This window comes from Paenibacillus xylanexedens, assembly GCF_017874615.1.
Taxonomy (GTDB): Bacteria; Bacillota; Bacilli; order Paenibacillales; family Paenibacillaceae; genus Paenibacillus; species Paenibacillus xylanexedens.
This window is the reverse complement of the sequence record NZ_JAGIKV010000024.1, coordinates 1-12,533: the sequence shown is the minus strand read 5'-3', so window position 1 is coordinate 12,533 and position 12,533 is coordinate 1. Positions and strand designations below refer to the sequence as shown.

Genomic DNA, 12,533 nt, shown 5'->3' with positions numbered 1-12,533 from the left:
TACAACAGCATGCTGTACAGCCTATTCGGATCTTGTCATTGGATGTTCAAGATCCACATGGCCCATCAGACTCTCCGTCTGCTGACCATCCACCAGTAAATCAAGTGATTTTACTTCATCAAACTGGAAGAACGTTTGTTTTAGAGCATCCAGCGCATAAGATTCTCCACCTGCTCCAAGACGTGCCGTATCTGGCATATGAATATCCAGCGTAAGAGCTCCATCCTTGAACTGAACAGACTTCAATTCAATTTCTTTAGACCACAGCGGAACAAGTTTAGCGTCTTTGCTCTGTTGCAGTGATTCAAAGGCAGCCTTATATTTGGCATCATCCGATGCGTATGAAATCTCTGCCGAAGCTTTGTGCAACTCCAGTTCTTCTTCATCCGTATAGAATACAGTGATCGTTTTCTTTTCATTGCTTTCGGAAGTTGCCGGCTTCTCCGTAGACGTTTCGCTTGGCGGAGTAGTTGTAGTCGTTTCCTCCGAACTGCCTTCCGTTGATTCTGTAGGTGTTGTGTTCTCTTCAGGTTCAGCAGTTACCGGTTCGGTAATTGTTTCGCCTTCAACCTCAGTCACATTGTTTTCAGTTCCTGCGCCTTGCGTCTGATTCGGAGCAGCTGTTGGCTTGCTTCCACATCCAGCAGCAACTGCCATAACCGTTACCAGCAAGGCTGCAATCCATATTTTCTTGTTCATTCTAACTCCGCCTCCTCAACATAAGGGCTTGTCCCTTATTTAATTCCCAGATACTCCTTGATTCCTGCAACAATGCCTTTGGCAACACTGTTCTGGAAACTCTCAGTGAACAGGGCTGCTTCGTCGCTCTTATTGCTAAGGAATCCACCTTCCAGCAGAACTGCTGGCATTGTCGTTTCACGGGTTACATGGAGACTTGCCGTTTTCACTCCACGATCTTTCAGTCCGGAAGACTGTAAAAGATACTTGTGCATCACTGTAGCAAGTGCTTTGCTGTTGGAGCGTGTATAGAATGTCTCTACACCGTTCGCAGCAGTAGGGCCACTGTTAGCATGTATGGAGATGAAAATATCCGCTTTTATGTCTTGTGCAATCTTCACACGTTCTTTCAATGCCAAAAATGTATCATCGCTGCGCGTTAACACAACGTCAATTTTGGATTCTTTTTTCAACAAGGCTTCCACTTTCAGAGCCATTGCCAGATTGAAGTCTTTTTCACGTTTACCAGTTACACCGATTGCCCCAGGATCCTGATCTCCGTGACCTGCATCGATAACGACAACCTTTTTGCCATTATTACCAACTGGAGGAGCAGGTGTACCACTTTGATTATCGAGGTTAATCATGACCAGTCCGGAATCATTTTGCACACTGTACCCTTTTGAACTGGACAGATCGATCACAAAACGAATTGTAGATGGACTGTTGCTGTATAACGAGTAACGAATCTTAGACACATCCGGATAGCCGCTAACGACGAGTTGTCCATTCTGGTTGCTGTCTAGAGCCTGTCCTTCACTGAATGAATCAGCAAATGCGGTATTCGGCAAGTCTATAACGATTCGATCTGGTCCTGTCATCGTGAAGACGTTCGGCTTCGTACTTCCGCTTGTTGCGATCATGAGGCGGTTGTCGCTGAAGCTGATGCCGTTCACCAGTACAAGACCTTCCTGATCCGATCCCCCGCCATTATTGCCAGAGTTCGGAGGAGTGGTTGTCCCGTTTCCGGAACCTGAATTCTGGGTAACTAATGTTACCGTCTTCGTGGTGTTGTTCCAACCCACCTTAAGACCCATTTCCTCACCAATAAATCGGAGAGGCACGAGTGTAGTACCGTTTTTAACGAGTGGCGGGGCATCCAGGTTTACGTTACTGCCGTTCACCGTTGCCGTCTTCTGTCCAACAATCATCTGCATGGCAGTGTTGTCTTTGCTGATAGTCACCGTTTGCGTTTGCTGCTTCCACTCCACGCTATATCCAAGATTTTCGGACACAACCCGGATCGGAACCATCACCTTGCTGTTGATAATTTCCGCTTTTGTATCCGATGGCTGTACGATTTCTTTTCCGTCTAGGATAATTTTCGTGTCTGTTGCTGCGTGACTATAGCCCGGGAATACGAGCCCAAAGACAAATAACAGTACCAAAAAACCGAACTTCTTCATCCTTCACCCCTACCATTCTCATATTTTTTTGCCGCATGTTGTCATTTTCCAACTCCGACTGACCGCTTGGGCATTACCAGACACCTATTAGACGCCCCTCGCTCTCAAAAGTTGCGAATATATTCCAACATAACAGAAAAAAAACGTTGTCAGATCAAGCTTTTTTTACATTTTAATGTCTTCTTTTTTCCTTATTTATCAAATATACATCTCTAAACAACGTACTATCCTAACCTTCATATTTGCGCACAATTCAATTTACAGTCCCAAAAATTCAACGATTCCGTCCACAATCGCCTGTGCACATTTATTCTGATAATCCTCAGTAAGCATCAGCGCTTCATCCGTAGGATTACTAAGAAATCCTAGTTCAAGGAGGACTGCAGGCATAGTTGTTTCCCGGGTCACATGCAGACTTGCCGTTTTGACTCCCCGATCCTTGAGTCCTGTTACCGGCAACACATATTTGTGAAGAGTATCAGCCAATGTCTTGCTTTCTTTACGACTGTAGAGCGTTTCAATGCCGTTTGGTACCGGTGTAGTGAATTTGTTTCCATGAATGGATACAAAAACATCTGCCTGATTCAATTCAGCAATATCCACACGCTGTTTGAGCGAAAGTTCTGTATCATCCTGGCGTGTAATGACCGTTTGAATATTTGGGTATTGTTGAAGGATTGCCTGTACCTTAAGCCCTACAGCCAGATTGAAATCCTTCTCATAAGCTCCTGACAAACCCACTGCACCCGATTGACGACCACCATGTCCCGGATCAATGACCACAATCGTTTTACCATCATTGGTAGGTGCTGCCGGTTGGCTTGTCGGTTCTCCACTCGTGGCTGTCAGGTCAACGAGCAAGACATTGTTATCTCCAACAGACCATTTGGCTGTAGCCGTCTGATTCAGATCCAGAACGACACGCACGGTAGAAGGCGATTTACTGAACATGGCATACCGGACTTTGGAAACTATCGATGAATCCGTAACGAGAATCTGTCCACTGCCATCCGGATTAGATGCTTGTCCCTGAATGAATTCCTGAGAGAATGTCGCTGAAGGCAGATCAACAATAATTCGGTCTGGCCCACCAATACTGGATACTTTGGGGCTAATATTACCGTTTGTTGCTACAATTAAGCGATCTCCGCTGAAGCTGATGCCTTGAAGTTCTGTCAAACCATCCGGGACTGGTGCCTCGACGGGGTCACTGTCACCTTCCGTTTCAACTACGGGAGGAATACTAAATAGGCTTACTGTCTTGGTCCCATTGTCCCAGCCAACACGCAGACCCATTCCTTCACCGACGAAGCGTAACGGAACAAGCGTAGTTCCCTGTTTGATTAGTGGGGGCGAATCCAAGTTCACCACGTTTCCATTCACTGTAGCCGCATCTTTGCCAGCCGTCATTTGAATCATGCTGTTGTTTCCTTTTTGAAGCTGGACTGACTGAGTTTCCTTCTCCCACTTCACCTTATAACCCAGGTTCTCGGATACAATTCGAATTGGAACCATGACCGTTTTCCCGATATTCTCTGCAGGTGCACCCGTCTGCTGGTTAATGGTTACACCGTCGAGTACAATTGAGGGAGTGGTGTCTGCATGGGCCATGACTGGGAATAAACACAGGAACAGAAGAAAAACGACTGCTGCCGACCATTTTTTCATACCTCATCCACCATTCTTTTTGTCTTTTGAACATCCGACCTGATTCTCTGCAGCGTAACATCAAAGACGATATGTAACCTTCCATAATCTACTAATCAGTTTATCAGATATTGTCTGATCATCCGGTTACAACGTTGTCATATTTAGTCGGAAATAAGATTAAAAAGCAGATCACATTCAAGAACATAATCTCTTTTACATGAATGTGTATCGATTTGTAGCAGTGATATCATAAATTGACGATATTCCATCTATTAATGTAACTTTTAAGTATACATATATCGGAATAGGAAGTATTACAAAAAAACTGATCATTAGATCAAAGTACTCTTTAAGATGGAAATGAATAATCACACGAGTGTGCTCAAAGAGAGACGCGTTTGGATTATACTCGAATCAAAATTGCTTCCCTAGAACTGAATAATGGCGGAGAGTACGTGTTGAAATATTCAACCAAGAAGGATCAGGACTTCTATGTATAGAGGACTCATTAAGATAATTTACTTCTAAAATTACAAAAAGCCTCTGTCTCATCCACAGGAACAAGGTTCCTTTGGCGAGGCAGAAGCTTTCTGCGTACGATACTTTAATGATTAACCGAACAGTTTTGCCGCGTGGCGTTGTTCGTAAGCAGCGATTTCATCATCATGTTGAAGAGTCAGACCGATATCATCCAGTCCTTGCAACAGGAATTGACGACGGTGCTCATCCAGATCAAAATCGATATGCAGTCCGTATGCATCAGTAATCGTTTTGTTTTCCAGACTTACATTCATCTCATAGCCTTCATGTGTAGCTGTACGTTGGAACAAGTCTTCAACTTGCTCTTCTGATAGCTTGATTGGCAAGATTCCGTTCTTAAAGCAGTTATTATAGAAGATATCTGCATAAGATGGAGCGATGACACAACGGAATCCATAGTCCAAAATCGCCCATGGCGCATGCTCACGGGAAGATCCACAGCCAAAGTTGGCACGTGAGATCAGGATGGATGCCCCTTCATAACGAGGTTTGTTCATTTCGAAGGAAGCATTATTGTTGCCCTCTTCATCGAAACGCCATTCATAGAACAAAAATTGTCCAAATCCGGTACGCTCAATCCGTTTCAGAAACTGTTTCGGAATGATTGCGTCTGTATCTACATTGACCCGGTCTACCGGTGCAACGATGCCTTGTAATGTTTTGAATTCTTCCATATTAAACGTTCTCCCTTCTGTCTGTTATAGATTAGATCGCTGCTTCTGTTTTGAAATTCCAGTCCCGTACGTCCACAAAGTGACCCTTAACCGCTGCTGCTGCTGCCATTGCCGGAGATACCAGGTGCGTACGTCCTCCACGTCCTTGGCGTCCTTCAAAGTTACGGTTGGACGTCGAAGCACAACGTTGTCCTGGCTTCAATACATCCGGGTTCATCGCCAGACACATACTGCATCCCGCATCACGCCATTCAAATCCGGCTTCCGTAAAGATTTTATCCAAACCTTCTTGTTCAGCCTGAATTTTAACACGTCCTGAGCCTGGTACAACAATTGCTGTAACCTGACTGGATACCGTGTGACCTTTAGCCACTTGTGCTGCTGCACGCAGATCTTCGATCCGTCCATTGGTGCAAGAACCGATAAATACATAATCAATTGGAATCTCGGCGATTGGTGTTCCCGGTTCAAGTCCCATATATTCAAGCGCTTTTTCAGCCGCTTTGCGTTCGTTTTCTGTAGGCAATTCAGCCGGAACAGGAACTTTCGAAGAAATGTCGGTTCCCATACCTGGGCTTGTTCCCCAAGTTACTTGCGGAATCAATGTCTCCACATCAATTTCAACCACATGGTCGAACTCCGCACCTTCATCTGTTACAAGCTGTTTCCAACCCTCTACAGCTTCATCAAACTTCGCATCCACTGGTACGTATTCACGTCCACGCAGATATTCGAATGTTGTTTCATCCGGAGCGATCAATCCTGCTCTTGCTCCACCTTCGATGGACATGTTGCAGACCGTCATACGCTCTTCCATGCTCAACTCACGGATGGATTCGCCTGTGTACTCAATAACATAACCTGTTGCAAAGTCTGTACCGTATTTGGCGATGACTGCGAGGATCATATCCTTCGCGGTTACACCCGGGTTACGTTTGCCGACAAAACGAACTTCCATCGTTTTGGCTTTTGCTTGTTGCAAACATTGAGTTGCCATAACGTGCTCAACTTCACTTGTTCCGATTCCGAATGCCAGTGCGCCAAACGCACCGTGTGTGGACGTATGACTGTCACCACATACAATCGTTTTACCCGGGTGAGTCAGACCCAGTTCAGGTCCCATAACGTGCACAACGCCTTGATCAATGCTGTCCAGATCATACAATTTCACGCCGAAATCACGGCAGTTTTGTGAAAGTGTATCAATTTGTTGTTTGGAGATAGGATCTGTAATGTTGAAACGGTCTTTGGTTGGAACGTTGTGGTCCATTGTCGCAAATGTCAGCTCAGGGCGACGAACTTTACGTCCACTGAGACGAAGACCTTCAAATGCCTGTGGAGAAGTTACTTCATGTACCAGATGCAGATCGATATACAGAATGCTTGGTTTGCCTTCTTCTTGATGAATTACGTGATTTTCCCAAATTTTCTCAAACATCGTTTTTTTACTCATCATTTTCACCTCATTATAAGTTCGGTCCTTGGAAGAGCCTCTGTTTTCTTTAAAAAGTGAAGCTCTTGAATGACATAAATATATCACCCTGTCCTTCATTGTTCCAAGATATAATATCTATAGATGTAATAGGTTTAACCTATAATGAGAGAAAGACAAATAGACCAATGCTCATCGCAGAGGTTTTTATTGATAACAATTATCATTATCATATAAGTCTTATACTACGTTCCCGCTTATTCGCTGTCAATGCTTTTTATCTAGAACATAAAAAAACAGCCCTGAATCCAGAGCTGCTTTCCTAGTTTCTGTTATGAAATGAAAATTATCATATCAACGCCTTCTATGAGAGTACTTGTCCTACTACTGTATTACAAGCCGTTATTCGCAATCACATCTTTGTACCAAGAGAAACTCTTCTTGCGTTTTCTCTCCAGTGTTCCATTGCCGTCATTATCCTGATCTACATAAATAAAGCCATATCGTTTCTCCATCTCTGAAGAAGAATAACTAATCAGATCAATTACTCCCCAACTGGTATAGCCGAGCAGTTCAACACCGTCCAGAATCGCCTCATGCATCTGTTCAATGTGAGAGCGGAAGTAATCAATACGATAATCATCCTGAATGCTACCATCAGCTTCAATCGTGTCTACCGCCCCAATTCCATTTTCAACGATAAACAAAGGCACCTCGTAACGACTATACAGTTCATTCAGTGAGATGCGCAGACCTACCGGGTCAATCTGCCAGCCCCAATCATTCGTTTGCAGATACGGGTTCTTCACCCCTCCAGTTGTATTGCCACTCACCTGCTCCAATCGGTCGCCATCCACACTTGATACCAGGGACATATAATAACTGAATGAGATAAAGTCCACAGTGTGTACTTTCAGAATCTCTTCATCCCCCTCAAGCATATCCAGGTTAATCCCTTTTTCGGCAAAAAATCTCTTCGTAAAGTACGGATACGCTCCACGCACCTGTACGTCCGTGAACATAAGATTGAATTGATTATCCCGGGAAGCAACGAGTACGTCTTCGGGATTACATGTATGGGCATACGTCGTCAGTTTGGTAAGCATACATCCAATTTGGGAACCGGGAATGATCTCATGACAGTATTTCACTGCGAGTGCACTCGCTACAAATTGATGGTGTAACCCCTGATATACGGCCTGCTCCACATTTTCGAAACGCTCCGGAACAATACCACCACTCGTAAACGGATGGCGAACAATGCTGTCAATTTCATTAAATGTAATCCAATACTTCACTTTGTCCTTATAACGGGTGAACACGGTTTTGCAAAAGTGAACAAAATAATCGACGACTTTCCGATCCGTCCATCCACCATGGTGATTCACCAGATACATCGGCATCTCATAATGGGACAACGTAATCAATGGTTCGATCCCTTGTTTCAGCATGCCATCAATAACACGGTCATAGAACTGTAAACCGGCTTCATTCGGCTCTGTTTCGTTGCCATTCGGGAAAATTCGTGTCCATGCAATGGATAGTCGCAACGTTTTGAGTCCCATCTCCCCAAACAGGGCGAGATCCTCCTCGTAACGGTGGTAAAAATCAATGCCTCTGCGTTTCGGATATTCTCTGTCCGAGGTAGACTCCATCGCTGTTTTGATCTGTTCTTCATTGATCGCATTATGCTTTTTATACTCACTCTTGGCTACACCTTTTCGATAGATAGCAATGTCGGCTGTAGACAGACCTTTGCCATCCACATTCCACGCTCCTTCTGCCTGATTGGCAGCAATCGCTCCTCCCCATAGAAAATCTTCTGGAAACGTTCTTGTTGTATTGGTCATTGTGTATTCCTCCTTGGATTATCTCTGTGACTCTTTGATTCTTGCTCAATTGCGACTCATGACCCGATTGATATGAATAATCAAATACATCATCTCTTCATTGGAGATCGTATGTTCAAACCGGGCTTCAATATAATCCCTGATTAGCAGTACGCAGGCTTCTTCCTGCGGGTATTTATTCGCGATCTGCTCAAAGAGCTCATGATTCTGCGTGTTTAATGTTTTATGCTCAAAAAGCCGTTGAATAAAAAACTGCAAATGGGTCAAAAAGCGTGAATAGTTGATGCTGTGTGTGTCCAGCTGCACTTGATAGTGAATTTTGATAATATTGAGTACATCCTTGACGGTATTAGTCATCATCATGACCTGATTCATATTGTCATCATTCTGCTGCGCATTAACGAGATGAAAGGCAATATTCGCCGCTTCCTCTTCAGGCAGGGAGAGTCCAAGCTGTTTTTGAATGAGAGACAGACCATGCAACCCGATGCTGAACTCCTGCGGATAGAACTTTTTAACTTCCCACAACATTCGGTTCTGGATCGTCATATTGTCCTTGAATCGCTTCATGGCCATATACAGATGATCCGTTAATGCGACATAGAGATGATCACTCAGATGGCGGGACAATGTATGTTTGGCATGGGAGATGATTTCATCAGCCAGAATCAGATATTCTTTTGGCGTTTCCTTCATCAGAGCGGTGAGATCCGAAGAGATCGTTTCATTTTCAAGGACATAGATCTTCTCGATCTCATCCTCGCCCACGACATCTCCCGGTTTGCTCCTGTAGCCGATGCCCTTTCCCATCACAATAATTTCCTTGTCATCCTCACCACGTCTGGCAAGAACAATGCTCGAATTTAGTATTTTTATGACTTCCATATCAGGCTGCCTGCCTTTCATTCATATTTCAGCGAGTTATAACACCGTAATTAATGGTTTCCCCGGTCCTGTTGTCGCCGCAGTTTCATTGCCCAGTATCTCCAGATAATCCGATGAATTGGTCACAATTACAGGGGTCGTAGTGTCATAACCTGCGGCTTGTATAGCTTCAAGATCAAATTCGATCAGGAGCTGACCATGAGAGATCTGTTCTCCTTCGTTCACTTTTACATCAAAATGCTGGCCTTTCAGTTTCACCGTATCCAATCCGACATGAATCAGAAGTTCTACCCCCTCTACCGATCTCAGACCGATGGAATGTTTGGTACGGAACACCGTCTCAACAGTACCATCAAACGGGGCAAACACCTTTCCAACGCTTGGCTGAATGGCCATACCTTGCCCCATGGCTTCTTGCGAGAAGGCCTCGTCCTTCACCTCTCTTAATGGCAGAACTTTACCTTCCAGTGGAGCAAAAACGATCTTTTTCGATTTGATCCCTGTGGATGGCTGGATTTCAGATTCGCCTCTCGCTTTGTTGGTAGGACTGCCTGCCATCGACACTGCTGTTGGAACAACATCCTGAAATCCAATGACATATACGGCGACAAACGCAACAATGGCAGAGATCAGCATGGTAATGATCGCATAGATAATATTCATATGATCTTCACTGATAAACATAGGCATAGATGCAATCCCCGGACCCACGGCAGCATATGCCTTGAGATTCACAATACCTGCGAACAACCCAGCGACTCCGGCGCCGATCATGCAGGCAATCAGCGTTTTCTTGAGCCTTAAATGTACACCGTACAGAGCAGGTTCCGTGATACCGAATACACCTGAAATTCCTGCAGACAAAGCGACTTGTTTAAACTTCGTGTCTTTAGTTTTGAAAGACACCGCCAATGCGCCTGCTCCCTGTGCCATATTGGAAGCCAGCATCGCGACCAGTACCAGTGTCTCGTATCCAGGTGAAGCCAGTGCTGCGAAAATAATGGGATAAAATACTTTATGCATACCGAACATGACAATCAGAGGCATCAGAACAGCCATAATCACAACAGTCAACCATCCAATTTTGTCCTGAATCCAATAAATTACGTTGGACATTCCCGTTCCGAGATACATCCCCAGAGGTCCAAGTACAATCAGGGCAACTGGAGCAACAATGAGAATAACAATCAAAGGTTTAAGGAAAATTTTGACCGGTCCTGGTGAGATCTTGTCCGCGAACTTTTCAATGTAAGACATGAACCAGACTGTTAAAATAATCGGTACCACAGACGTTGCATATTGAACGGAAGCAACAGGTATGCCAATAAAGGACACTGGATCCTCACCGCCAAGCAGACCAATCATATTGGGGTGTAACATGATGCCACCGAACAAGACGGCAACAAAGGGATTCGTTTTGAATTTATTAGCACTCGAAAAGGCCAGTAGAATCGGCAGAAAATAAAAAGCCGCATCAGACATGACACTTAAAACGGTATATGTTTGGCTCTCTTTGGACATTAAACCGGTCACAGTGGCTAGCAGCAACAGGGCCTTGAGCATCCCCGAGGCAGCAATGGCCGGAATAATAGGCTGGAATATGCCTGCAATGACACTGGCAAAGGTATTAAACAAACCTTTCGGACTGTAATCCGCTTTTGGCTTTTCCTGAACTTCACCAGATGGCTGGGTATCGACCATCTTGGCAAGTTCATTGTAGACGTACGTGACGTCATTACCGATAATAACCTGATATTGTCCGCCGCTATTCACTGCGCCAATAACACCATCAAGGCTCTTAATTTCTTGGGTCTTCGCCATATCCGGATTCTTCAGGGTAAGTCTGAGCCTGGTAGAGCAATGAATTAACGTGTTGATATTATCATTGCCACCGACCAGCTCCATAATCGATTGGGCTAATTGTTTGTGATTCATGGTGCACCTCCGTTTCTTAATGGGAACAAAAAAAGACCTAAAAAGGGTAGGAAAAGAGAAACTCTTCCCACCCAATCTAGGTCTTGCCTGCCGAACAGTAACACGCCATCGTTGGATGAATGTTATTCAATTATATGAACGAAAAAGAATATGAACAATTGAAATGATTCTGTGCTAACACTTGAAACTGGTACACATGAAAACGTTGATTTTGTTTTACCCGGGTAAGTGGTTCTTATTAAGCGTTTTCAAAATTAGTATAGCAACTCTTCTGATGGAGTGCAAGCGGTTAAGCGAAATTAATGATTTCTTCATCTGTAATGATATAATGGTGGCATAACGAAAGGAATGACCGATGACGATGGAATTCAGACAACTTCAATATACGCTGCAAATTGCGGCCGAACGCAATTTCTCCCGGGCAGCAGAGAAGCTGCATATTGCCCAACCTTCATTAAGCCAGCAATTATCCAAATTGGAAAAAGAATTAGGTGTACTGCTGTTTCAGCGTAATACAAGTACCGTGGAGTTAACCCATGCGGGTGTTACGTTTGTCGAGCAAGCCCAGAAGATCGTAGATGCCGTGGAGCTATTGCGTCAGGAAATGTCCGATATCTCCCAGCTTCGCAAAGGTAAAGTCGTTGTAGGCAGCATGCCGATCACGGGATCACACCTGCTCCCACACGTGCTTCCTGCGTTTCAACAAGCTTATCCCGAGATTGAGGTTACCTTATTGGAAGACTCCGGGCTTACACTTGAGAAATTGACAGCAAGCGGCAAAGCAGATCTCAGTCTGTTATCTCTTCCTTTACAAGAGCCAAGTCTCGCCTACGTTGCCATTGGAGAGGAAAAGATTGATCTGGCAGTTCCCCCGAATCACCCTTTGGCACGCAGGGCAGATCCGGAACATCCGCTTCCTGTGCGAATTGAAGAGCTTCGTGATGAACCGTTTGTTGTATTGAAAAAAGGGCAGGGCTTCCGCAAACTTACATTTGATCTCTGTGAGCAGGCTGGTTTTGATCCCCAAGTTGTGTTTGAAAGCACCAATATTGAAACTGTTCAGTCGCTGGTCGCCACAGGTATGGGTATTACCCTGGTTCCACGCTTTATTGCCCGTGCGCCGCGCAGTGAGTTCGTGCCTGTGTATGTGCCACTTGCTGAGCCTACTCCCAGCAGAACACTTGTTGTGGCTTATCGTCAAGGCAGAGTGCTGTCGAAGGCAGCCGAAGCATTCATCCATACGTTTCAACAAACCGTGACCGAACTGTCAAAGGGAGACTAATAAATTTCTCCTATGGGTATGGGTACATTTCATACTGAACCAAAACAAAGGGGCTGTCTCAAAAGCCCTGAAAAGCGTATCGGCAAAAAGAAATAACACTCATAGGTTCAAAAAAGGACAAAGCAGAGGTTTATCCTGCTT

General features: G+C 44.7%; 9 protein-coding genes. 1 reads left to right on the top strand and 8 read right to left on the bottom strand.

What is annotated here, in order from left to right:
- Nucleotides 1-21: 21 nt before the first annotated feature.
- The 8 genes from J2Z28_RS25005 to J2Z28_RS24970 all read right to left on the bottom strand — a co-directional run bounded on the left by J2Z28_RS25005 (nucleotide 22) and on the right by J2Z28_RS24970 (nucleotide 11,110).
- Entirely contained in the window at nucleotides 22-699 is a 678-nt protein-coding gene (locus J2Z28_RS25005) for a GerMN domain-containing protein (RefSeq protein ID WP_211084721.1), read from the bottom strand.
- Nucleotides 700-734: 35 nt separating this feature from the next.
- On the bottom strand, nucleotides 735-2,144 hold the full coding sequence (locus tag J2Z28_RS25000; RefSeq protein ID WP_211084720.1) for an N-acetylmuramoyl-L-alanine amidase family protein: 1,410 nt from the start codon (nucleotides 2,142-2,144) through the stop codon (nucleotides 735-737).
- A gap of 258 nt (nucleotides 2,145-2,402) precedes the next feature.
- Nucleotides 2,403-3,812, bottom strand: coding sequence for an N-acetylmuramoyl-L-alanine amidase family protein (locus J2Z28_RS24995; protein WP_211084719.1), 1,410 nt, complete (start codon nucleotides 3,810-3,812; stop codon nucleotides 2,403-2,405).
- A gap of 593 nt (nucleotides 3,813-4,405) precedes the next feature.
- Entirely contained in the window at nucleotides 4,406-5,008 is a 603-nt protein-coding gene (gene leuD, locus J2Z28_RS24990; protein WP_211084718.1) for a 3-isopropylmalate dehydratase small subunit, read from the bottom strand.
- A 31-nt stretch (nucleotides 5,009-5,039) separates the two neighbouring features.
- Complete coding sequence (gene leuC / locus J2Z28_RS24985; protein WP_211084784.1) at nucleotides 5,040-6,461, bottom strand: 3-isopropylmalate dehydratase large subunit; 1,422 nt, start codon at nucleotides 6,459-6,461, stop codon at nucleotides 5,040-5,042.
- A 371-nt stretch (nucleotides 6,462-6,832) separates the two neighbouring features.
- Nucleotides 6,833-8,290 carry a glycoside hydrolase family 1 protein gene (locus tag J2Z28_RS24980; RefSeq protein WP_211084717.1) on the bottom strand — a complete coding sequence of 486 codons (1,458 nt, stop codon included), beginning with the start codon at nucleotides 8,288-8,290 and terminating at the stop codon, nucleotides 6,833-6,835.
- A 45-nt stretch (nucleotides 8,291-8,335) separates the two neighbouring features.
- Complete coding sequence (gene licT / locus J2Z28_RS24975; protein WP_211084716.1) at nucleotides 8,336-9,175, bottom strand: BglG family transcription antiterminator LicT; 840 nt, start codon at nucleotides 9,173-9,175, stop codon at nucleotides 8,336-8,338.
- 36 nt (nucleotides 9,176-9,211) lie between these two features.
- Entirely contained in the window at nucleotides 9,212-11,110 is a 1,899-nt protein-coding gene (locus J2Z28_RS24970; RefSeq protein ID WP_211084715.1) for a beta-glucoside-specific PTS transporter subunit IIABC, read from the bottom strand.
- Between the two features lie 361 nt (nucleotides 11,111-11,471).
- Here J2Z28_RS24970 and J2Z28_RS24965 point away from each other — a divergent pair, with 361 nt between their 5' ends.
- Nucleotides 11,472-12,392, top strand: coding sequence for a LysR family transcriptional regulator (locus J2Z28_RS24965; RefSeq protein ID WP_076318119.1), 921 nt, complete (start codon nucleotides 11,472-11,474; stop codon nucleotides 12,390-12,392).
- The last annotated feature ends 141 nt before the right edge of the window (nucleotides 12,393-12,533 follow it).